At 69.8% G+C, this 22,720-nt stretch carries 20 protein-coding genes; 10 read left to right on the forward strand and 10 right to left on the reverse strand.

All coding sequences use genetic code 11. The features are described from left to right. The first annotated feature begins 3 nt into the window (after positions 1–3). The 8 genes from ACZ5IK_RS25405 to gntA are packed head-to-tail and all read left to right on the forward strand — an operon-like array spanning position 4 to position 8,478. Positions 4–2,940 (forward strand): type I polyketide synthase, encoded by a 2,937-nt coding sequence (locus tag ACZ5IK_RS25405; RefSeq protein ID WP_465489947.1) that lies wholly within the window; start codon positions 4–6, stop codon positions 2,938–2,940. Next, on the forward strand, positions 2,937–3,782 hold the full coding sequence (locus ACZ5IK_RS25410) for a 3-hydroxyacyl-CoA dehydrogenase family protein (RefSeq protein WP_465489948.1): 846 nt from the start codon (positions 2,937–2,939) through the stop codon (positions 3,780–3,782). The genes ACZ5IK_RS25405 and ACZ5IK_RS25410 overlap by 4 nt, the downstream gene beginning before the upstream one ends. 46 nt (positions 3,783–3,828) lie before the next feature. Beyond that, positions 3,829–4,080 carry an acyl carrier protein gene (locus tag ACZ5IK_RS25415; RefSeq protein ID WP_101606877.1) on the forward strand — a complete coding sequence of 84 codons (252 nt, stop codon included), beginning with the start codon at positions 3,829–3,831 and terminating at the stop codon, positions 4,078–4,080. A gap of 13 nt (positions 4,081–4,093) precedes the next feature. Continuing rightward, entirely contained in the window at positions 4,094–5,233 is a 1,140-nt protein-coding gene (locus ACZ5IK_RS25420; protein ID WP_465489949.1) for an acyl-CoA dehydrogenase family protein, read from the forward strand. Further along, positions 5,230–6,279: an HAD-IIIC family phosphatase gene (locus ACZ5IK_RS25425; RefSeq protein ID WP_465489950.1), complete on the forward strand. Its 1,050-nt coding sequence runs from the start codon at positions 5,230–5,232 to the stop codon at positions 6,277–6,279. Before ACZ5IK_RS25420 ends, ACZ5IK_RS25425 begins: the two co-directional genes overlap by 4 nt. Next, positions 6,276–7,022, forward strand: a complete 747-nt coding sequence (locus ACZ5IK_RS25430) for a thioesterase II family protein (protein WP_465489951.1) — start codon at positions 6,276–6,278, stop codon at positions 7,020–7,022. Before ACZ5IK_RS25425 ends, ACZ5IK_RS25430 begins: the two co-directional genes overlap by 4 nt. Beyond that, the gene (locus tag ACZ5IK_RS25435; RefSeq protein WP_465489952.1) at positions 7,019–7,777 is read left to right on the forward strand and encodes a 4'-phosphopantetheinyl transferase family protein; all 759 of its coding nucleotides are present in this window, start codon (positions 7,019–7,021) and stop codon (positions 7,775–7,777) included. Before ACZ5IK_RS25430 ends, ACZ5IK_RS25435 begins: the two co-directional genes overlap by 4 nt. Continuing rightward, entirely contained in the window at positions 7,774–8,478 is a 705-nt protein-coding gene (gene gntA, locus ACZ5IK_RS25440; RefSeq protein ID WP_465489953.1) for a guanitoxin biosynthesis heme-dependent pre-guanitoxin N-hydroxylase GntA, read from the forward strand. The genes ACZ5IK_RS25435 and gntA overlap by 4 nt, the downstream gene beginning before the upstream one ends. 60 nt (positions 8,479–8,538) lie before the next feature. On the opposite strand, the gene ACZ5IK_RS25445 is transcribed toward gntA, so the two are convergent. After that, positions 8,539–9,300, reverse strand: coding sequence for a GntR family transcriptional regulator (locus ACZ5IK_RS25445; protein WP_465489954.1), 762 nt, complete (start codon positions 9,298–9,300; stop codon positions 8,539–8,541). 468 nt (positions 9,301–9,768) lie between these two features. Here ACZ5IK_RS25445 and ACZ5IK_RS25450 point away from each other — a divergent pair, with 468 nt between their 5' ends. Then, positions 9,769–10,020: a helix-turn-helix transcriptional regulator gene (locus tag ACZ5IK_RS25450; protein ID WP_465489955.1), complete on the forward strand. Its 252-nt coding sequence runs from the start codon at positions 9,769–9,771 to the stop codon at positions 10,018–10,020. A 32-nt stretch (positions 10,021–10,052) separates the two neighbouring features. Here the strand turns inward: ACZ5IK_RS25450 and ACZ5IK_RS25455 are convergent, their stop codons facing one another. Both ACZ5IK_RS25455 and ACZ5IK_RS25460 read right to left on the reverse strand, forming a co-directional pair. Continuing rightward, entirely contained in the window at positions 10,053–12,437 is a 2,385-nt protein-coding gene (locus tag ACZ5IK_RS25455) for a BTAD domain-containing putative transcriptional regulator (RefSeq protein ID WP_465489956.1), read from the reverse strand. Between the two features lie 227 nt (positions 12,438–12,664). Further along, entirely contained in the window at positions 12,665–15,448 is a 2,784-nt protein-coding gene (locus ACZ5IK_RS25460) for an AAA family ATPase (protein ID WP_465489957.1), read from the reverse strand. A gap of 173 nt (positions 15,449–15,621) precedes the next feature. On the opposite strand from ACZ5IK_RS25460, the gene ACZ5IK_RS25465 reads away from it, so the two are divergent. Beyond that, on the forward strand, positions 15,622–16,248 hold the full coding sequence (locus tag ACZ5IK_RS25465) for a TetR/AcrR family transcriptional regulator (RefSeq protein WP_465489958.1): 627 nt from the start codon (positions 15,622–15,624) through the stop codon (positions 16,246–16,248). 2 nt (positions 16,249–16,250) lie between these two features. Here the strand turns inward: ACZ5IK_RS25465 and ACZ5IK_RS25470 are convergent, their stop codons facing one another. The 7 genes from ACZ5IK_RS25470 to fabG form a co-directional block, all read right to left on the reverse strand. Beyond that, positions 16,251–16,640, reverse strand: coding sequence for a DUF7715 family protein (locus ACZ5IK_RS25470; RefSeq protein ID WP_101606887.1), 390 nt, complete (start codon positions 16,638–16,640; stop codon positions 16,251–16,253). An 82-nt stretch (positions 16,641–16,722) separates the two neighbouring features. Further along, positions 16,723–17,838, reverse strand: a complete 1,116-nt coding sequence (locus tag ACZ5IK_RS25475; protein ID WP_465489959.1) for an acyl-CoA dehydrogenase family protein — start codon at positions 17,836–17,838, stop codon at positions 16,723–16,725. Further along, entirely contained in the window at positions 17,835–19,016 is a 1,182-nt protein-coding gene (locus ACZ5IK_RS25480) for an acyl-CoA dehydrogenase family protein (RefSeq protein WP_465489960.1), read from the reverse strand. The genes ACZ5IK_RS25475 and ACZ5IK_RS25480 overlap by 4 nt, the downstream gene beginning before the upstream one ends. Continuing rightward, the gene (locus tag ACZ5IK_RS25485) at positions 19,013–20,236 is read right to left on the reverse strand and encodes an acyl-CoA dehydrogenase family protein (RefSeq protein ID WP_465489961.1); all 1,224 of its coding nucleotides are present in this window, start codon (positions 20,234–20,236) and stop codon (positions 19,013–19,015) included. Before ACZ5IK_RS25485 ends, ACZ5IK_RS25480 begins: the two co-directional genes overlap by 4 nt. Before the next feature lie 3 nt (positions 20,237–20,239). Beyond that, on the reverse strand, positions 20,240–21,265 hold the full coding sequence (locus ACZ5IK_RS25490) for a phosphotransferase family protein (protein WP_465489962.1): 1,026 nt from the start codon (positions 21,263–21,265) through the stop codon (positions 20,240–20,242). Between the two features lie 91 nt (positions 21,266–21,356). After that, complete coding sequence (locus tag ACZ5IK_RS25495) at positions 21,357–21,809, reverse strand: MaoC family dehydratase (protein WP_101606892.1); 453 nt, start codon at positions 21,807–21,809, stop codon at positions 21,357–21,359. Positions 21,810–21,812: 3 nt separating this feature from the next. After that, positions 21,813–22,574, reverse strand: coding sequence for a 3-oxoacyl-ACP reductase FabG (gene fabG, locus ACZ5IK_RS25500; RefSeq protein WP_465489963.1), 762 nt, complete (start codon positions 22,572–22,574; stop codon positions 21,813–21,815). Positions 22,575–22,720 lie beyond the last annotated feature (146 nt).

Consider the following 22,720-nt stretch of genomic DNA (forward strand, 5'->3'; position numbering starts at 1 on the left):
CCCATGACCACGCGAGAACGGGACACCGGCGACGACATCGCGATCGTCGGCATGGCCGGGAACTTCCCCGGCGCGCCCGACATCGGCAAGTTCTGGGCCGATCTGTGCGTCGGCCGCGACGGCATCACCCGGATGACCCGCGCCGAACTGCTCGCCGCAGGAGTCCCCGCCGAAGTGGCCGACGACCCCGCGTTCGTCCCCGCGGCCGGGTTGCTGCCCGGGATCGACCGCTTCGACGCCGACTTCTTCGGCTACAACCGGACCGACGCCGAACTGCTCGACCCGCAGCACCGGCTGTTCCTCGAATGCGCGTGGCACGCGTTGGAGGACGCGGGTGTCGACCCGGACCGGATCGAGGGCCTGGCCGGCGTGTTCGCGGGCGGCGCCCCGAGCACCTACCTGCTGTCGAACCTGCTGTCCAACGACGTCACCGCGCTGACCGTCGGCCCGGACCAGCTGATCCTGCAGAACGAAAAGGACCTGATCGCGTCCAGGCTCTCGTACTCGCTCGACCTGACCGGTCCGTCGGTCAGCGTCCAGAGCTGCAGCTCGACCGCGCTCGCCGCGGTCGCCCAGGGCTGCTCCAGCCTGCTCACCGGCGAATCCGACCTGGTGGTGTCCGGCTCGGTTTCCGTTGTCGTGCCCCAGGAACCGGGCTACCTCTACCGCGAGGGCAGCCGGTTCGCGCCCGACGGGATCAACCGGATCCTCGACGCGGGTGCCAACGGCAAGGTCCCCGGCAACGGCCTCGGTGTCGTCGTCCTGCGGCGGCTCGAGGACGCGCAGGCCGACGGCGACCGGATCTACGCGGTGATCCGCGGCTGGGCCATCCACCACGAGGGCAACCGCGCCCGTCAGGGCTTCAACCTGCCGGGCGTACCCGGCCAGGCCGCCGTCGTCGCCGAGGCGATGGCCGCCGCCGACGTCGAGCCCGCCGAGATCGACCACATCGAAGTGTCCACCTTGGGCACCCCGTTCGGCGACGTCGCCGAGATTTCGGCACTGCAGAAGATCTTCGACGTCGACGGCGTCGAGCGGATCACGCTCGGCTCGATCGACGCGAACCTCGGGCACATCAACCAGGCCGGCGGGATCGCCAGGCTGATCAAGGCAGCGCTCGCGCTGCACCACGAGAAGCAGCCGCCGCCGGTGAACTTCGAGAAGCCGAACCCGCAGCTGGCCCACAGCGGTGACAAGCTGGTGGTGCAGAAGGAACTGACCGACTGGCCGCGCGGCGAGCGGCCGCGGCTGGCCGGGGTCAGCGCGTACGGCTTCGGCGGCACCGACGCCCACGTCGTCATCGAGGAGGCGCCGGAGGACTTCCCGGAGCGCCCGGCCGCCCGGCCGCATCAGCTGCTCGCCTGGTCCGCGCGGACCCCGGAGGCGGCCGACGCGATGACCGGCAGGCTGGCCGCGGACCGTCCTGAGTGGACGGACCTGGCCGACGTCGCCTACACGCTGCACAACGGCCGGAAGGCCTTCGACCACCGCCGGATGACCGTCGTGTCCTCCGTGGACGACGCCGCCGACGCGTTCGCGTCCGAGACCCGCGTGGTCGGCGAAACGGACACGCAGCCGAGGAAGGCCGCCTTCCTGCTCGCCGGGGTCGGCGAGCAGTACCGGGGAATGGCCGGAGGCCTGTACGACAGCGAGCCCGAGTTCAAGGCCGCCGTCGACGAATGCGCCGCGCTGTTCAAGTCCCATCTCGGCGCCGACCCGACGGAGAGCCTGCTCGGAGCTCGTGGTGCGGACGGCGGAGATCTGGCCCGTCTGCTGGGCCGCGCGACCGACAGCGAGGACGCGGCGCCGTCCGTCACCCAGCCCGCCGTGTTCACCCTCGGCTACGCGCTCGGCCGTCTGCTGCGCGCCTGGGGCGTCCAGCCCTCCCTGCTCGCCGGGTACAGCGTCGGCGAGTTCGCCGCCGCCGCGCTCGCGGGCGCCCTGACTTTGGAAGAAGCCACCGCGCTGGTGGCCACTCGCGCGCGGCTGATCGAAAAGCTGCCGACCGGCGCGATGGCGGCGGTGCCGCTCGGCGCGGCCGAACTCACCGCGCTGGTGGGCGACGTGACCGCGTTCGGCGTCGACGTCGCCGCGGTGAACGGGCCGCGGATGATCGTGGTGTCCGGCGCGGGCGACGGCGTCGAGAAGCTGGCCGCCGCGCTCGCCGAACACGGCGTCCCGGCCCGGCCGCTGCGCACCACGCACGCCTTCCACTCGCGTGCCCTGCGCCCCGCCGCGGCCGAGCTGACCGCGTGGGCGCGGAAGAACCTCACCCCGCGCGAGCCGGAAGTCCCGTACCTCTCGAACGTCACCGGCGCGCCGATCACCGCGAAGCAACTGAAGGACCCCGGCTACTGGGCCGAGCACATGTGCCGTCCGGTGCGGTTCGCCGCGATGATCGAGCAAATTGCCAGTGCTTCCCCGGATACCGTGTTGCTGGAACTGGGAGCGGGGCAGTCGCTCGGCTCGATGTTCCGCGGCCACCCCGATTTCCCGCAGACCTCGTGGCCGCTGCTGATACCCACCCTGCCCGGCGAGGCCGACCCCCGCCAGGACACGGCCGTGCTCACCGAAGCGCTCGGCCGGGCCTGGCTGTCCGGGGCGGACATCGACTGGCGGGCCTATCACGACGGCCGTGACCCGCGGAAGACCACGTTGCCCGGTTATCCGTTCCAGCGCGACCGCTACTGGATCGAACCGACCCAGGCCGCCGCCGACGTCGCACTCGGCGCCCGGTCCGCGCGGCCGGTCTACCTGATCGAAGGCGAACTCGACACCACCGCCCGGGATCTGGCCGCCCGGCTGGGCGCCGAACTGGGCGCGACCGTCGTGTTCGCCGAGGAGCACCCCGGCGGCGCCGACGCCGTCCGTGCCGCCCACGGCCGGCTCGACGGCGTGCTGGACCTGACCACGAGCAACGCAGCCAAGGAGGAACGATGACCCTCGTCGGAGTCGTCGGCGCCGGTGTGATGGGCACCGGGGTCGCGCAGAATCTCGCCACCAGCGGGCACGAGGCCGTGCTCATCGACGTCGACCCGGGCAAGCTCGCCGACGCCCGCGACCGGATCGAACTCGAATGCCGGATGAGCCGCATGCTCGGCGGGCCGGAGATCGACGCCGCCGCCGTGCTCGGCCGGATCACCTTCGGCACCGAACTCGACCTGCTCGCCGAAGCCGAAGTCGTGATCGAGAACATCACCGAGAACTGGGACCTGAAGTCCCGCCTGTACCCGAAACTCGACGAGGCCTGCAAGGCCGACACGGTGTTCGTCGTCAACACCTCCGCCATCCCGATCACCAAGGTCGCCGCGCTCACCCGGCGGCCGGACAAGGTGATGGGCGTGCACTTCATGAACCCCGTGCCGATGAAGCCGTCGTGCGAGTTCATCCCCGGCTACCACACCAGCGAGTCCACCAAGGACATCGTGCGCGAACTGCTGCTGTCGATGGGGAAGAAGCCGATCCCGGTCAACGACGCCTCCGGGTTCGTCTCCAACCGCGTGCTCATGCTCACCGTCAACGAGGCCGCTTTCCTGGTGCACGAAGGAGTCGCGGACGCCGAGACCGTCGACGAAGTGTTCCGCGGCTGCTTCGGGCATCCGATGGGCCCGCTGGAGACCGCCGACCTGATCGGCGTCGACACGATCCTCTACAGCGTCGAAGTGCTCTACGACGAGTTCAGCGACAGCAAGTACCGCCCCTGCCCGCTGCTCAAGCAGATGACCGCCGCCGGACTGCACGGTCGCAAGAGTGGCAAGGGTTTCTACAACTACAGCGGCTGAAGGCTCGCCGCATCCCACTTTCCGTACCACGAGAAAGGCATCCACCATGTCGCAGGACGTCCGAGGCGAGATCCGCGCCTTCATCGGGGCGAAGTTCCCCAGCCTGTCGTTCACCGACGAGCAGGACATCTTCGCACTGGGTTTCGTGAACTCCCTGTTCGCGATGGAGCTGGTCATGTTCATCGAGAAGGCGTTCGCCACGCGGATCCCCAACGAGGACCTGAAGCTGGACAACTTCCGCACCGTCACGCGGATGACCGAGCTGGTCGAGCGGCGCACCGCCGCGGCCGCGCACTGAACGGGGAGTAAACGTGAGGGCGAGGACACGGCCCGAAACCCCCGAAGCCGAGGTGGTCGGGCGTTTCGTCGACGAGGAGGTCGGCCCGCACGCGGACGCGTGGGACCGGGCCGAGAACATCCCCGGTGACGTGCTGCGGCGGGTGGGGGAGCTGGGACTGTGGGCCCCGTTCCTCCCCGCGGAGGCGGGCGGCGCAGGGCTGGACATGGTCACCCTCGGACGGCTGCACGAGGAGGTCGGCCGCGGCTGCTCGTCGCTGCGGAGCCTGCTCACCGTGCACGCGATGGTGACCGCGACGGTGCAGCGCTGGGGTGACGACGAACAGCGTGAGCGCTGGCTGCCCGTGCTGTCCGACGGCACCACCCTCGGCGCGTTCTGCCTGACCGAACCGGACTTCAGCGGAAGCGACTCGACGGCCGCGGGAACCGTGGCCGTCGCCGAGAACGGCGTCTGGACGCTGCGCGGCCGCAAGACCTGGATCACCGGCGGCCAGGTCGCCGGGCTGCTGTTGGTGTTCGCCGGCACGGCGACCGGGATGAGCGCGTTCCTCGTCCCCGCCGACCATCCCGGGGTCGCGGTGACCCCGGTCCGGCACATGCTCGGCACCACCGCGAGCATGCTGGCGACCGTCGAGTTCGACGACGTCCGGCTCGACCCGTCCGCGCTGGTCGGCCCGCCGGGCTGGGCCGCGGGAACGGTGATGACCGGTGCGCTCGACCTCGGGCGCTACAGCGTGGCGTGCGGCTCGGTCGGCATCATCCGGGCCGCGTTGGCCGCGTCGGCCGCCTACACGTCGGCGCGTTCGGCGGGGGGCGGGCTGCTGCGGGATCTGCCGCAGATCCGCGCCAAGATCAGCGAGATGGTCACCGCGCGCGACGCCGCCCGGCTGCTGTGCGAGAAGGCGGGCAGGCTCAAGGACGCGGGCGACCCGGCGACCATCATGGCGACCTGGGTGGCCAAGTACTTCGCGTCCACCGCCGCGGCCAAGGCGGCTTCGGACGCGGTCCAGATCCACGGCGCGAACGGCTGCGGCCCGGACTATCCGGTGGCCCGGCTCTACCGCGACGCGAAGGTCATGGAAATCATCGAGGGCAGCACCCAGATCCAGGAGCTGACCATCGCGGACGAGGCGTACCGGGAGGTGGCGGGATGAGCGAGGTCTTGGAGAAACCGAAGCGCGGCCGCATCAAATGCGTGGTGTGGGACCTGGACAACACGGTGTGGGACGGCACCCTGCTCGAAGACGGCGAGGTGACCGTGCGCCCCGACGTGGTCGCCGAGATCCGGCGCCTCGACGAGCTGGGCGTGCTGCACTCGGTGGCCAGCCGCAACGACCACGACGCGGCGATGGCGCGGCTGAAGGCGGCCGGTCTCGACGAATACTTCCTGTACCCGCAGATCACCTGGAACCCCAAATCCGGCTCGGTGGAACGGATCGCGAAGGCGCTCAACATCGGCCTCGACGCGATCGCGTTCGTCGACGACCAGCCGTTCGAACTGGCCGAGGTCGCGCACGCGCTGCCGTCGGTCAAGACCGTCGACGTGGCGGAACTGGGGGAGACCCTGGCGTCGGAGGAGTTCCGGCCCAAGTTCGTCACCGACGAGTCGCGAGTGCGGCGTGACCTCTACCGCGCGGCCGCCGTACGGGAGCAGGTCGAACAGGACCACGAGGGCACCAGCGAGGAGTTCCTGTCCACTTTGGACATGAAGTTCACGATCGCCCGTGCCCAGCGGGAAGACCTGCAGCGGGCCGAGGAACTGACCGTCCGCACCAACCAGCTCAACTCGACCGGCCGGACCTACTCGTACGAGGAACTGGACGAGTTGCGGACCTCGCCCGACCACGTGCTGCTCGTCGCGTCCCTTTCGGACAAGTACGGCGGTTACGGCAAGATCGGCCTGGCGCTGGCCGAACGCGGCGCGGAGGCCTGGCACCTGCGGATGATGCTGATGTCGTGCCGCGTGATGTCGCGCGGGGTCGGCACGGTCCTGCTCAACCACATCATGGGGCTGGCGAAGGAAGACGGCGCGAAGCTGCGCGCGGACTTCGTCGAGACCGGGCGCAACCGGGTCATGTACGTGACCTACGCGTTCGCGGGTTTCACCGAGATCTCGCGCGACGGTGACCGGCTCGTCCTGGAGTCCGACCTGAGCACGATCCAGCCGCCGCCGTCCTATCTGACGATGGAACTGCGATGACCGCGCCGATCACGGCGCGGCCCTGGCTGCCCGGCGGGATCCCGCCGGGCGCGGTGACCAAGCTGTTCTGTTTCCCGCACGCCGGAGCGAGTGCGGCGGTCTACCGCGACTGGATCCCGGCGGCGGGCGACGAGCTGGTCGTCCTGCCGGTCCAGCTGCCCGGCCGGGCCGAACGCGGACGCGAGACGCCGCACGAAGACGTCGAAAGTCTTGTCGAGGCGGCGATCGACGGCCTCGGCGACGCGCTGACCGGTGACTTCGCGTTCTTCGGTCACAGCGTCGGCGCCCTGACCGCGTACCTGCTCACCCGGCGGCTCGTCGAGCGCGGGGCCACGCTGCCGAAACACCTGTTCGTCTCGGGACGGGCCGCGCCGCAGCTGCCCGACACCCGGCTCCAGCTGCGAGGCCTGCCCGACGAGCGGCTCGCCACCGAACTGCACGCCCTCGGCGGGCTGCCGGAGGTCCTGCGGCGGGAACGGGAGCTGCTGGCGATGTTCCTGCCCCTGATGCGGGCCGACCTCGCGGTCAACGAGACCTACCGGCACGCGCCGGGGGACCCGCTGCCGGTGCCGCTGACCGTGTTCGGCGGCGATCACGATCCGCGGGCCGATCTGGACGAACTGGCGGCGTGGCTCGAACTCGCCACCGACGCGACGATGGTCACCTACCCGGGCGGGCACTTCTATCTCGAACAGCGCGTACCGGAGCTCCTGGGTGTGATCCACCGGAAGCTGGGCCGATGACGACGCAGTGGTTCCCGGCCTGGAAGCAGCCTTCGGGCGCGCTGGGCGAACAGCTCCGGCCCTGCCGGGACGCGCACGTGTGGCGGGTCCCCCTCGGCAGAGTGCTCGCCCCCGGCTCGTCCGAGCTGTACGCCCTGCTCGGCGCGCTCTCGGAAGACGAGCTGCGCAGGGCGGCCGCCATCACCGTGGACGAGGAACGGGCCCGGTTCCTGGCTTCGCACGTCGCCCTGCGCGACATCCTCGCCTCCTACACGGGCACCGCTCCGGCCGCGCTGCGGTTCACCCGCGACGGTGACCGCCCGGCGCTGGCCGGTGCGACGGGGATCGAGTTCAGCCTGTCCCGCTCCGGCGACCTGGCGCTGGTCGCGGTCGCCGCCGGGGTCCGGATCGGCGTGGACGTCGAAGAGGTCCGAGAGGTCGACCACGACGGCCTGGCCGCGCGGACGCTGCGCCCGGAAGAGGCCGCGGCCGTCCGCGAACCCCTGACGTTCTTCCGGTACTGGACCTGCAAGGAGGCCTACCTCAAGGCCGAAGGCACCGGCCTCGCCGGACTGCCGGGCCCCACCTTCACCCTCACCGGCGGCGACGTCGCACTCGACGACCGTCCTGAGTGGACGATCACGGAACTGGACGCCGGGGCGGGCAACGCGGCCGCACTGGCGGTCCCGGCGCGCCCGGTCACCGTGCGCGCCTTCGACTGGCTCCCCGGCGGGCCGCGACCGGCCGCGGAGCACCGGAAAGGCGGAGTGAAATGAGCGACCCGAAGGCGGAGCTCGAAGCGTTCATCCAGACCACGGAGTTCAGCTGTCTCGGCGCTCGCGCGGCGCTGAAGAAAGGCTCGATCGTCCACGGCCACTACCCGGCGCTGGGTGACCCGGAGTCGGCGCGCGCCCATTACCGCGACATGCTCGGCTACGCCCGCGACATCCGGCCCACGTTGTCGGACAAGAGCTTCCGCACCTTCGTGTCCACCTTCGAGGAGCCAGGCGGGATCCTCGACGAGGAAGAGCACGAACGCCTGCTGTGGCACCATCTCCAGCTCATGCACGACATCGACAGCCGCACCTACGGCCTCGACGAGGGCGCGACGTCCGACCCCGACGAACCGAACTTCGGCTTCCACGTCGCCGGGCACTCGTTCTTCGTCGTCGGCATGCACCCGGGCGCGTCACGGGCGAGCCGCCGGTTCCCCCGGCCGGCGATCGCGTTCAACTCGCTGATGCAGTTCATGTTGCTCGGTGACAAGTTCTTCTCGATGCAGGACGCGATCCGCAAACGCGAGACGACCAACAACGGCTCGGTCAACCCGAGTTTCACCACGTACGAGTACCAGATGCCGTCCCGCCACTTCGCGGGCCGGATGACCGAAGACGACTGGAAGTGCCCGTTCACTTCGCGGCACGAGGCGTCTTCGGTGAAGTACACGTCGGACGTGATGCAGCGCCCCACCGGTTGAGCGGTGGCGCGGGAATGCCCCTGGTCGCTTGGCGACCGGGGGCTTTGTCGCGCACGGGAGTCAGTCCGCCAACCACTCGTACGACAGTTCGTAGCGATCACCGGCCAGAATCATGTCGTTCATCTCCAGCGGCGTGCCTTCGGTGCTGTGCGCGACTCGGGTAACGGTGACAACCGGGACGCCTTCGGCGATCTGAAACAGCGATGCTTCGTCTGGTGTCGGCATCCGCGCACCGACGTGCTCAACGAACCGTCCGATCACATGCCCGGCTTCTTCGAGTCGCGCGTACGTGCCACCGCTTCCGGTATCGACTTCCTCGATCGCGGTGCCACGGGTGAAGTCACGGGGTAGACGCGACACGGCGAGTTGGACCACCAGCCCATCGGCACGCATCACCCGGTCTCTCACGGTGATCTCAGTGCCTTCGGCGATGACGAGGTGTTCGGCGACGCGGATATCGGCCTGCTCGAACCGCACCTTGACCGAGGTCGAAGGTGTGAAGCCGCGGGTCGCCGCGTCCGCGAGAAAGGCGCCCTTGTTCTGGGCGCGTGCGGCACGGGACAGGCGAGCACGAGCGATGCGCTGGATCGTGGCCGGTGGCCGTACGAAGACGCCGCGACCGTGCTCGGAGGTGACGAGTCCCTCTGACCTGAGCATGTTGATGGCGTCGCGGACCGTTGGCCGTGACACGTCGTAAGCCTCGGTCAGCTCACGTTCGCTCGGCAGTTGATCGCCAGGCGAATACGTACCTGCCGAGATCTTCCGCCGAAGGTCGGACGCGACCTGCCGAAACGCGGGAACTCCGCTTCTGCGATCCACCATGCCCCCAGTCTCCCACTCATAAGCTTGTCTTGACCAGTTGGCGTGCTCGTGAGACGTAGAACTTGTCAAGATGTGTTTACGAGTTTACGAGGAGTGACAGTGTTCGCCGACCAGAGCGTCGGCTAGCCCTGCTCGATCACAGGTCGCATATGCCTGATCTCCCGGCCGCCGCGCTGGTGCCCGACCCGGTGCGGCGGCCGGGTTCCACCTGTCCTTCGCATCGGCACAGAGGACGGTTCGATGCCGCGAAACCCCGCAGGACCAGGACCGACGAGACCGGGACCAGGCAAGGATCGGCCCAGCTCGCCCACACGCGACAACCCCGGACCACAACCTCGGCCCATTCAGCCGAAACCACCGCAGCGCTAGGAGAATCCCGTGCCCGAGAAACGGAGCCCACGTCGGCGGGACCGACGCAGTCGGACGCGGGAACTTCCAGCGCAAGACGACGAGGTCTAAAATCGGGCCATGCGGTCGACCCGGGAAATGCACAGGCTGACGGCGGTGTTCCTGGCGGGAGATGTCGAAGCCCGCTTCCGCACCGGGGATCTGCGAAGTGCGACGAAAGTGCATAACCAGCGGCTGTACCCGATGCTGACGCGCCTGCTGGAACGCGGCTGGATAGTGGACGGGTGCGACGAGCCCTCTCCCGACGAGCCCTCACCTCAGCCCTACTACGTTCTCACCGACACCGGTCGGCGAGAACTAAACAGGCCGTAATAGTCCAGTCGCAGCAAGACTCACGGTCCTTGTCAGGCGAGGGCTTCGATGCGGCGCACAGCCGGGCGGCGCAGCAGCGCGGTGCGGGTCGCGCGCGGGATCCGCTGGTAGACCAGCTCTCGCAGAGTCGCCCGGCGGAACGTGTAGCCGGCGTCGTCGTCCTCGCGCCGAAGCACCGCGAGGCTCGCGAGCCGGGACAGCGTTCCTTCGATCTCGGCGGTGTCCCGGCCACAGACGGCGGCGACGTCCTCGGCGGTGAACGCGTCCCCGGTGAGACTGGCCGCCTTCAGCAGGGATTTCTCGGCCGCGGGCAGGTTGTCGAGCTGCGCGGCGAGCGTCCGGCGGACCAGCGGCGGCGTCATCGCCTGGCCCAGTCCCGGAAACGGGGTGGTGCGGCCGTGCACTCCCTGGGCGTACGCGTGCGCGAACCGGGGGTTCCCGCCGATCTTGGCGATCAGTTCCTGCCTGCCGCGGATGAGCCGGGCGGTGCCGGGAAGCAGCTTGTCGAGCAGTTTGCCGACGGCGTCGTCGGAAAGCGGGGCGAGGGTCACCGTCGTCCCGCATCGCTCGCCGTGTTCGGCCTCCAGCAGCCCGGGCCTGGCGGACGCGACGATCAGCACCGGCAGTCCCGCGCAGGCTTCCCCGAGCCTGGCGACCGCGTCGCGGGTCTCGTGGTCGGCGCGATGCAGGTCGTCGGCCAGCACCACCAGGGGACCGTAGGCGGTCAGCTCGGTGGCGGCGGCTCGAAGTGCCGAATCCCCGCCTTCGGTGCGCAGCCGCGAGGCGGTCTGGGGGAGCAGTCCCGGAACGACGGCGAACGCTTCGGTGACGTCGGCCCCGGCGTCCAGCACCCGGACGCGGGGTTCCTCGGACAAGGTCTCGGCGAACTCGGCGAGGAGGCGGCTCTTGCCGATTCCGGGCTCGCCGAGCACCGTCACCCGATGCGGGCGGCCGCCGCGCTCGACGAAGCCGAGAAGGTGGTTCAGCAGATCGCGGTCGTGGTCACGGCCGACGAAACCGCCGGGGTCGGCGGGCTCGGCCACCGGATGCTGACGGGCCGAAACGGCGTGCCACCAGCCGGGCGAGTCCTCCGAAGCCTCGTGCACCACGGCGGGCTCCGAGGCCTCGCGTACCGCGTCCGACACCCGGATCCGGCCTTCGGGTGCCCGCAGCGCCGAGCGGACGCAGCGGTCCAGCACGGGGCCCGCCACCTGGCCGGGACCGGCGGCGGTGAACTCGACGAGGACGTCGCCGCTGTCGACGCCGATCTGACCGGCGATCCCGGCCGTGGCCAGCCGGTCGAGGATCCGCAGGGCGGTCCGGGTCGCGTGGACGGCGTCGTCGTCACCGGTCCGGGGCAGGCCGAACAAGGCGAGCACGACCGGGCCCGAATCGCCGGGCAGATGCGCGCCCGCGGCGAGGGCCTCCTCCTCGACGACGTCCCGCAGCCGTGCCTGGATCTCCACGGCCTCCTCGGGATCGTCGTCCGGAGTGGCGGCGAGGGCGACACCGATCGCGACGACCGGCTTCCGCTCGCTTTCGACGGGCTCCGTGCGGGGCAGGGCGATCACCGGGGCCGGGGTGAACGGCAGCGGCGCGACCACCGGGGCAGGCTCTTCCGCGGGCTCGGGCCGCGGCGCCGGATCCGGCCGCCGGGTGAGCAGGGTTTCGTCGTGCTGGAGGATCGCGCGTTCCAGCTCACGCAGTTCCTTGCCCGGCTCCAGGCCGAGACCCTCGGCGAGACTGGCCCGCGTCGCCCGGTAGACCTCGAGCGCGTCGACGTGACGGCCGCAGCGGTAGAGCGCGGTCATCAGCTGGGCGTTGAGCCGCTCGCGGTTCGGGTTGGCCTCGGCGAGCCCGCGCAGGTCGGCGAGCACTTCGTGGTGATGGCCGCGGTCCAGTTCCAGGCCGAAAAGATCTTCGTGGACGGCGATCCGCTGGTCCTCCAGCGCGACCAGCTCGGGCCACACCACGCCGGTCTCGGTGAGATCGGCGAGCACCGGGCCCCGCCACAGCGCGAGCGCCTCCCGATAGGCCGAAACGGCCCGCTCGACGTCACCGCCCGCCTGCGCCGTCCGGCCGTCGGCCGCGAACCGCCGGAACCGGGCGGCGTCGACCTGGTCGCCGTCGACGCGCAGCAGGTAACCGGGCGCGTGGGTGAGCAGCATCGCCTGCTCGGTGGCGCCGGTCCGCTGGGCCAGCGTGGAGCGCAGCCCCGAAACGGCGTTCTGCACCATCTTGCGCGCGGTGGCGGGGATCTCGTCCGCCCAGATCGCCTGCAACAAGGTGCTGGTGGCGATGACCTCGTTGTGGCGCAACAGGAGATAGGCGAGCACGGCTCGCTGGGTCGCGCCGCGCAGCACTACCGGACGTCCGTCGTGCACGACGTTGAAGGGGCCGAGTAGGTCGAAACGCACGGGGTCACCACCTTGCTTGGAGCTTTCGAAGACGATCTCCACCGTGGCCCCGCACCCCACCCCCCGACAACGGTGTGGCGCGGATACTGGCTCGGTGCCAGTGGCACCCGAGAACGATGCCAGTTACCGCCCGATGTGTTGACTGTGGACGTTCTCACCTGCTAGACGCGCGCGGCCCACCTGTACCCACGCGTTTAGTCCTCTAAATGCGGTCCGGCTCCGAGGGGTCAGGTCAGGTACTCGCCGGTCAGGATCGCCGCCGCGAGCTCCACACGGGACGTGTACCCGGTCCGGGAGAACAGCCTGCTGAGCCTGCCCTCGACGCTCTTCTCACTGGTTTCGAGGACGACCGCCAGTTGCCGGTTGGTGAGGCCCTCGGCGACGAGGATCGCCAGCAGCCGCTCGTTCTCGGCTGTGGTCTCCGTCCGGCCGGGCCCAGCGAAGCCGTTGTCGCGCAACAGTTTCCGCACCCGGCCACGCCAGAACCACGCTCCCACCACGCCGAACAGTTCGTACGCCTCGGTCCACGACTGCTCCGGCCGGTGCCCGGCGAGACCCGCTCGCAGGAGCGTCATCGCCGACTCGTACGGGACGTCCCGGCGTTCGCGCGCGATGGCGGCGGCACGCCGGGCCGCGGCGGGCTCGCGATGGACGGCCGCGCGCGCCAGGTAGTGGTTCTGGTGGGCGCGGGCGGTGTCGAGCTGGGTCGCGGTGCGCGCCGCGCGCCGCACCCAATGTTCCCCTTCGCGCTGTTTGTTCCGCACCAGCGCCGAGCGGGCCAGGTCGGCCCAGAGGTCTTCGGTGCCCAGCAGGTAGCCGCCCGCGTCGGCGCTGCGCGCGGCCGAGTACAGCAGCGCGTCGGCGCCCTCGGTGTCGCCGAGGAGGCTGAGCACGGTGAACTCGGCGTGGTCGACCGTGTGCTGCATCCCGGACCGACGGCTGTCGGCGGCCAGCGCCCGCGCCCTGGCGAGCCAGCCCTGCGCGCCGAGGATCCGGATCGCGCACTGGGTCAGCAGGCTGTGCAGCGGCCGGGCGGGGTCGGTGCCGCCCAACATCGTGCGGCGGGCCAGTTCCATCGCTTCCGGCCAGTCCCCGCCCAGATAGTTCAGCGCGAACCGGTTCGGCCCGGGGAGCTGGTCGAGGGTCATCCCGGTCTCGGCGATCCGCCGCCGCGCCTGCTGGAGTTCTCCCAGCTGCAGCAGCATTTCCACTTCGAACCGGCGCTGTTCGATGCCGTACTGCGGCAGATGCCCCGACCGCCACAGTTCCGGATGAGCGACCAGGGTGTGCAGCTGGGACGTGTCGCCGAGCACGACGCCGCAGGCCGCGAGGAACATCGTGCCGAAGTCGGCGGTGATGTGGTTGCTCCCGGTCCACACCGCGCGTTCCCGTTCGAGCAGGTCCCTGGCCTCGATCCAGCGACGGCTCAGCAGCAGGGCGTACGCCCGGTTGATCACCATCAGGGCGGGGTCGTCCGGCAGCACCGGGGACGCGCCCGCGGCGATCTCGGCGAGCTCCCCGAGGTCGCCGCGGGCCGCGAGCCCGGTGATGAACACGGTCGAGAGTTCCTGCGCCTGCGCCGGTTCCAGATGGCCGAGATGTTTGCAGAGCACCTGCCGCGCGCATTCCCCGGCCTCGGCGGCGCGGTAGTGCAACGCCTTGGCCGCGCTCAGCAGCATCAGCACGACGGTCCGCGCCGGCGGTTCGGTCACCCAGGACAACGTCGCGTGGAGCCAGCGTTCCGCCTTGGCGCCGTCGGTGAACAGGACACGTTTGCCGTTCTCGAGGAGTTCGGCCGACGCGCGGCGCGTGTCGACGAGCGACCCGGCCTGGGTGATCCAGTCGAGCACCAGATCCGGGTCGGAGACGGTCGCGGAACCCGACCACACGGCTTGGACCGCTTGCGCGGACAGGCTTCGCAAGGCGTACGGCCCGATCCCGGTCAGCAGGGCGTCCCGGACGGCGGGGACCCGGAACCGGTATCCGCCGTCCCGGTCACGTACCAGGACGCGTTCGGCGACAAGCCTGTCGAGCACTCCGAGAAGGTCGTCCTCCCGCCACTCCAGCGCGGTCGCGGCCAGTCCGGTGGCGGAGGCGCCGAGCGGGCCGAGCATCGCCATCGTCTCGGCCACTTCCCGCACTCCGCCGCCCGCCTCGGTCACCGCCCGCAGGAGCGGATGGTCCACGGTGGCGACCGGTTCGTCGACCCTTTCGACGCGGTACGCGGTGCGGTCGACGATCCGCAGGGCCCCGGCGGACCGGTAACCGTGCACGAGCGCGGTCAGCGCGGCGGGGTTGCCCCGGGCGGCGGCGTGCAGTTCGGTCACCAGCCCGTCGTTCGGCAGCGCCGAGACCAGCCCGGTCAGCAGGGAGCGCGACTGGGCTCGCGAAAGCGGCCGGAGAAACCGCAGCTTCGCGCGCCCACCCGCCCGCAGCCGCGCGAAGGCGCCGCGCAGCGCGGGGCTCCCGGACATGTCGTCCCCCGCGCCGATCCGCAGCGTCGCCACCACGCTGATCGGCGTCTCCGCCGAACACCGGTGCAGCAGCGGGCTCACCAGCCGTGCGGTGTGCTCGTCGAGCCACTGGACGTCGTCGACCAGGACCACCAGCGGGGTCTGGGTCCGCAGGAGCGCGAACACGGCCGTCGCGATCTTCGCGACGGTCTCCGGGGTCGGCGTGGTTTCACCCGCCCTGGCGAGCATGGCCAGCACGGATCGCCGCGCGGGCTCCTCCTCGGCCCGGTCCGCGCCGAGGAGGACGAGAAGCCGGAAGATCGCGCCGTAGGGGAGTGTCCGGTCGAGTTCGGCGAGCCGCAGCACCAGCACCTTGGCCGACGGGGTGAGTTCCTCGGCGAGCCTGTCGAGCACCGTGCCGCGACCGCAACCGGGTTCGCCCGCGAGCACCGTGAGCGGGGTCGTGCCGAGACCGGCGTCGTCCCGCAGGGCCTCCACCTCCTCGACGCGGACGTCCGTCCGCAGACCCGTCCCGGTGCCCGTGTGCCTGGTGCTCATGCGCCCAGTTCACCAGGACGGAGCCCGGCTGACCGTCACCCAACCGTATGAACCGGGCAGTCGGGACCGTGTCAAGTTCCCAGTGGCCGGTAATTCCCGCCCGGTACCGGCGGTTCCCGGGGCGTCGACAAACCGGCCGGTATGCTGAGTGTCCGCACGAGAAGGAGCCGGCCATGACACGAGCGACCACCCGCAAGGCGGGGACGGTGGAGGCGAGCGGCGACGACCAGGCCGCCGTGCCGCGCCGTCTGCTGTCGCACGCCACGAAGCTCTTCGCCAAGAAGGGTTTCGACCGCACCTCCGTGCAGGAGATCGTCGAGGCGGCCGGGGTCACCAAGGGCGCGATGTACCACTACTTCGGCTCCAAGGACGACCTCCTTTACGAGATCTACGCCCGGGTGCTGCGCGCGCAGACCGAGCAACTGGAAAAGGTGGCCTCGAGTGAGGCGCCGCTGCGGGAGCGGTTGCGCTCCGCCGCTTCCGACGTGGTCGTCAGCACGATCGACAACCTCGACGACAACACGATCTTCATGCAGTCCATGCACCAGCTCAGCGTGGAGAAGCAGAAGGCCGTCCGCGCGGAACGGCGCAAGTACCACGAGCGCTTCCGCACGCTGATCGAAGAAGGCCAGGAGTCCGGCGAATACCGCGCGGACAAACCGGCCGACGTGATCGTCGACTTCTTCTTCGGCTCGGTGCACCACCTCGGTTCCTGGTACCGGCGCGGTGGCGCGCTCTCGGCCCGTCAGATCGGCGACCACTTCGCCGATCTCCTGCTGGCCGCGCTGCGACCCGAATAGGTTCAGCCTGGTGGTGCGGGCACGAGCCGTTCCGCGAACCATTCGCTGCGGCGTTCGAGCACCGCTCCCACGTCCCACCCGGCGGTGAAGGCGAGCAGTCCTGTCGCCACTTCGTCGGCGTCGGCGGGCCAGCCCTGGGCGGCCAGGCTCGACCGCAACGCTTCGGCGTAGTCGGAGTAGGTGAAGTCGGGTAGCTCCGCGACGAGTGCCGTCGTCGTCCCGTGGTGCGAGTTCAGCCCGGCGAAGGACCGGCTGCACCCGCATTCGGAATCGGGGGAGTCTTCGCCGTCGTCGCAGCACGGGGCGATCCAGATCAGTTCGCCCTCGATGCAGTGGTTGAAGTCGTTTTCTCGCGCACCCTGGGTCTTCGAGGTGGCCACGAGCAGTTTCATGATGACTCCCTGTTCGATCAGATGTTCGAACAGGTATACCGGCGGGGTCCGACACTTTCCGGTGCGGACCCCGCCGGGAGAATCAGGCAGGCAGGTCGATCAGCGGCGCGAGGGCCGCGCGATGCCGCCCAGGAGTGCCCAAGGCGATCTCGTCGCTCTTCGCGCGCTTCAGGTACAGGTGCGCGGGGTGCTCCCAGGTCATGCCGATCCCGCCGTGCAACTGGATCGCCTCTTCGGCGGCGTGGACGGCGATGGGGGAGTTGCGCGCCTGCGCCACCGCGACGGCGATCGCGATGTCGTCGCCGGAAGCCAGGCAGTCGGCGGCGTAGCGCGCGGTCGCCCTGGCGTTCACCAGATCCGTGTACAGGTTCGCCAGCCGGTGCTTCAGCGACTGGAAAGACCCGACCTGACGCCCGAACTGGTAGCGCTCCTTGAGATACCGCACCGTTTCGGTCAGCGCCCATTCGGCGATCCCGAGTTGTTCCGAAGCGAGCAGTCCCGCCGCGGTCAGGAGTGCCGTGTTCAGCGCGGACTCCGCCGCAGAGGAGCTTGCGACCTGCTTCGCGGCCACGTTCTCCAAGGTGACGTCGGCGATGCGCCGCGTCAGGTCCAGCGAAATCGCCTCGGTGACCGTCACTCCCGCCGAAGCCGCGTCGACCGTGTAGAGGCCGGGGCCCTCTGGCCCGACCGCCGGGACGACGATCAGTTCGGCCACCGAAGCGTCGACGACGCTGCGGACCTGGCCGCTGAGCGTGCCGTCCGCGGCGGCGGTGACCGTCGAGGGGAACTCGGCGCCGGGCGCGGTCGACAGCGGTACGGCCAGCGAGCCGACGAGCGCGCCCGCGGCCAGTTTCCCGAGCTTCTCCACCACTTCCGCCTGCGAAGTGTCGGTGGCCAGCAGGGCCGACGTCGCCAGCACGGCACTGCCGAGATAGGGGACAGGGGCGACGCTGCGCCCGAGTTCCTCCATTACGACGGCGACTTCACGCGCCGAGGCGCCGTGCCCGCCCAGCGCCTCCGGCACGGCGAGGCCCGCCGCGCCGAGGTCGGCGGCGAGCGTGCGCCACAACGTCAGGTCGTACGGTTCCGCCGTCTCGGTCCTGGCGATCAGGGCCGCCGGTTCGGCGCGATCCTTGAACAGGTCGCGGACACTGGCGCGAAGGTCCTCTTCGACCTCGGAATACAACAGGTCGCTCATCGGGGCAGGTCCTTCCAGGCGACGTCCTTGTCGATCCGCGGCTCGGACGGCAGCCCCAGCACGCGTTCGGCGATGATGTTGCGCAGGACCTCCGAGGTGCCGCCCTCGATCGAGTTCCCCTTCGCGCGCAGATAGCGGTAGCCGGCTTCGCGGCCGAGGAAGTTCACGCCGTCGGGACGCCGCATCGTCCAGTCGTCGTAGCGCAGGCCTTCGTCGCCGAGCAGTTCGATCTCCAGCCCGGACGCCGCCTGGTTCAGCTCGGAGAACGCGACCTTGACCGCCGAACCCTCCGGGCCGGGCGCTCCGGCGGCGAGTTGCTGCCGCAGCCGCGAACTCACCAGTCGCAGGCTTTCGCCCTCCACCCACAGTTTCAGCAGGCGGTCGTGCAGTTCGGAGGTCCGCAGGTCCGGGCGCTCACGCCAGGTTTCCGCGACGACGCCGACCATTCCGCCGTCACGCGGGAACTCGGCCCCGCCGATGGCGACGCGCTCGTTCATCAGCGTGGTCTGCGCGACCTTCCAGCCCTCGCCGACCGCGCCGAGGCGGTGCGCGTCGGGGATGCGGACCTCGCTGAGGAAGACCTCGTTGAACTCGGCCTCGCCGGTGATCTGGCGCAGCGGCCGGACCTCCACGCCCGGCGCGGTCATGTCACAGACGAAGTACGTCATGCCGCGGTGCTTCGGCACGTCGGGATCGGTGCGGGTGACCAGGATGGCCCACTGCGACTTGTGCGCGCCCGACGTCCAGACCTTCTGGCCGGTGACCACCCAGTCGTCGCCGTCGCGCACCGCGCGGGTGCCCAGCGCGGCGAGGTCGGAGCCGGCGCCGGGCTCGCTGAACAGCTGGCACCACACCTCCCGCTCGGTCCACAGTGGACGCAGGAAGCGCTGATGCTGCTCCGGGGTACCGAAGGCGAGAATGGTCGGCGCGGCCATGCCGAGACCGATCCCGATCCGTCGTTTGTCGTTGTCCGGCGCGCCCGCCGCCGCGAGCTCTTTGTCCACAACGGACTGAAGCGAGCGCGGCGCGTTCAGGCCGCCCAGGCCTTCGGGGAAGTGGATCCACGCCAGCCCGGCGTCGAACCGCGCGTCGAGGAAGTCTTGGCGTGGCGTGCTTTCCGGTGGGTACGCGGCCAGCAGGTCGGCCACGCGCTGCTTGAGGTCCTGTGCTGTCGTCACTTCGACGCCTCCGTGCGGTACTTCTTCAGTTCACGGTGCGCCAGCGAACGCTTGTGCACCTCGTCCGGGCCGTCGGCCAGCCGCAGTGTCCGGACCTGTGCCCACATCTCGGCGACCGGGAAGTCCTGGCTGACCCCGCCCGCGCCGAACAGCTGCACGGCCTTGTCGAGGATCCATTCGACGGTGATCGGGGTGGAGATCTTGATCGCCTGGATCTCGGTGTGCGCGCCCTGGTTGCCGACGGTGTCCATCAGCCAAGCGGTCTTGAGCACCAGGAGCCGCTGCTGCTCGATCTTGACCCGCGCTTCGGCGATCCAGTCCTGCACCACGCCCTGTTCGGCGATCGGCTTGCCGAAGGTCTCGCGCGAAAGCGCCCGGCGGCACATGAGTTCGAGGGCGCGTTCGGCCATACCGATGGCGCGCATGCAGTGGTGGATCCGACCCGGTCCGAGGCGGGCCTGCGCGACCGCGAACCCGTCGCCCTCACCGGCGATCAGGTTCTCCGCCGGTACGCGGGCGTCCTCGAAGATTACTTCGGCGTGACCACCGTGATCGCCGTCGGTGTAGCCGAACACGTGCATACCGCGCTTGACGGTCATGCCCGGGGTGTCGCGGGGAACCAGGATCATGCTCTGCTGCTTGTGCGGCGGGCCGTCCGGGTCGGTCTTGCCCATCACGATGAAGATCTTGCAGTTCGGGTTCATCGCGCCGGAGATGTACCACTTGCGGCCGTTGATGACGTACTGGTCGCCGTCGCGCCGGATGCTGGTGGCGATGTTGCGCGCGTCGGAGGAGGCGACGTCGGGCTCGGTCATCGCGAACGCGGACCGGATCTCGCCGTCCAGCAACGGCTGGAGCCACTGCTTCTTCTGCTGCTCGGTGCCGAACATGGTGAGGACTTCCATGTTCCCGGTGTCGGGCGCCGCGCAGTTCAGCGCGGTCGGGGCGAGCCGGAGGCTGCGGCCGGTGATCTCGGCCAGCGGCGCGTACTGCAGGTTCGTCAAACCGGCGCCGTGGTCACCGGGAAGGAAGAAGTTCCACAGCCCGCGTTTCCGGGCCTCGGCCTTGAGTTCCTCGACGATCGGCGGCTGCGACCACTCACTGTCGCGCTCGGCCAGTTGCTGCTCGAAGACGGCCTCGGCCGGGTAGATGTGCGAGTCCATGAACTCGAGGAGTTTCCCCCGCAGTTCCTCGGTTTTCGCGTCGAAGGCGAAGTCCATCCGTTATCCCTCTTCCTTGAGAGTCTCGTTGCCGTGCGCGATCAGGGGGACGACGCCCGCGCCGATGCCGTCGAACCCGGCGCCGACGGTCTGGCCCTTGCTGTAGCGGAGGTGGATGCCTTCCAGGATCACCGCGAGTTTGAAGAAGGCGAAGCCCACGTACCAGTTGAGCCGGGAGACGTCGCGGCCCGAACGCTCGGCGTACCGGGCGATGACCTCGTCGTTGCGTGGGTAACCCGGTGCGGAACTGGCGTTGGACACGAACTGCAGTGACACCTTGTCGCGCTCGGCGTAGGCCACCAGCAGCGCGAGGTCGGTCAGCGGGTCTCCCAGGGTGGACATCTCCCAGTCCAGCACGGCGGTGATCCGGTCGTCGGCGTTCACCAGCACGTTGTCGAGCCGGTAGTCACCGTGGACGATCGACGGCCTGCCCGAAACCGGCACGGTCGAGGCGAGCCGCTCATGCAGTTCGTCGACGCCGGGGAGGTCGCGGCTGCGGTTGCCGTCGAGCTGCTTCTTCCAGCGCCGCAACTGGCGTTCGAGGAAGCCCTCCGGACGGCCGAAATCGCCCAGCCCCACCGATTCCGGATCGACAGCGTGCAGCTCGACCAGGGTGTCGACCAGTTCGTCCGCGATGGCCTTAGTCCTGGCCGGTCCCAGCGCCGCCAGCTCGGTGTCCGAGCGGAAGGGCGTGCCCTCGACGAACTCCATCACGTAGAACCGCGAGCCGATGACGTCGGTGTCTTCGCACAGCAGCACGGTTTCCGGCACCGGGACGGCCGTGCCGTGCAGGCCGGAGATCACCCGGAACTCGCGGCCCATGTCGTGCGCGGTCGGCAGGACGTGGCCCAGCGGCGGGCGGCGGACCACCCAGCGGGACCGGCCGTCGCCCACGAGGTAGGTGAGGTTGGACCGGCCCCCTTCCACGACCTGGCCGCTCAGGTCGCCCTGGACCAGACCCGGCCGGTGCTCGTCCAGATGGGACTTGAGCCTGGCCAGGTCGAGGCCCGGCAGGTCGGACTGGTTCATCGTGCCTCCAGCGTCTCGCTTTCCGGTTACAGTACCGACCAGTCGGTATGTCGGGTAGTGGAGGTCCGGCGAGGTGCCGGAGGTCACTTCCTCAGGCGATCAGCCGGACGACCATCTCCGCGACACACGCCGGTTTGGGCTCGCCGTCGATCTCGATCGTCCACCGGACGATGGCCTGCTTGCCACCGGTGACGTCGGTGACCTCGACCAGTTCGGCGCCCGCCCTGATCTTCGATCCCACCTTGACCGGCTGGGGGAAGCGGACCTTGTTGAGGCCGTAGTTGATGCCCATCTTGAGCCCGTGGACCCGGTAGAGCTTCCCGACGAAGCCCGAAATGAGCGACAGCGTCAGGAAACCGTGGGCGATCGGCGCCCCGAACGGGCCCGCGGCCGCCTTCTCGACGTCGACGTGGATCCACTGGTGGTCGTCGGTGGCGTCGGCGAACAGGTTCACCCGTTCCTGGGTGAGCGTGAGCCATTCGCTGTAGCCGAAGTGCTCGCCGACGGCGTTCTCGAACTCCTGCAGGGAGGCGAATTCGCGCATGACTCAGTCCTTCGGTCCGCCGGCGACGTAGATGACCTGGCCGGAGATGAATCCGGCGCCGTCGCTCACCAGGAACGACGCGAGGTTGGCGATGTCGTCGGGCGTGCCGACGCGCTGGACCGGGATCTGCGACGCGGCCGCGGCCTTGAAGTCCTCGAAGGACATGCCGATCCGCTCGGCGGTCGCCGCGGTCATGTCGGTGGCGATGAAGCCGGGGGCGATGGCGTTCGCGGTGACGTTGAACTTGCCCAGCTCGATCGCGAGGGTCTTGGTGAAGCCCTGCATGCCCGCCTTCGCCGCGGAGTAGTTGACCTGTCCGCGGTTGCCCAGCGCCGAAGTGCTGGACAGGTTGACGATGCGGCCCCACTTCTCCTGCGTCTGGTACTTCTGCACCTCACGGGTCATCAGGAACGACCCCTTCAGGTGAACGCCCAGCACCGAGTCCCAGTCCTGCTCGGTCATCTTGAACAGCAGGTTGTCGCGGGTGATGCCGGCGTTGTTGATCAGCACGGTCGGCGCGCCGAGTTCCTCGGCCACCCGGGTCACCGCCGCCTCGACCTGCGCGGCGTCGTTGACGTCCAGTGCGACACCGACGGCCTTGCCGCCCTCGGCGACGATCTCCTCGGCTACCTGCTTGACGCCCGCTTCGTCGAGGTCCAGCAGGCCGACGGCGAACCCGTCGGAAGCGAGGCGCTTGGCCACGGCCGCGCCGATGCCGCGGCCTGCTCCGGTGACGATCGCTACGCGGGAGGGGTGTTCGGTCACGGGTCTGCTCCTCGTCGTCGAGTTGAAGTGACATGGAGTCTGCCGTACTAAGCGGTCGGTCTGTAGACATGCGGAGGATTAGCCCGCATGTGACCGTAATCACCGTGTGCCCGAACGGCTATTCCGGGCGACCTGATCGGCCCCGA

This window comes from Amycolatopsis sp. NPDC031561 (genome assembly GCF_055580625.1).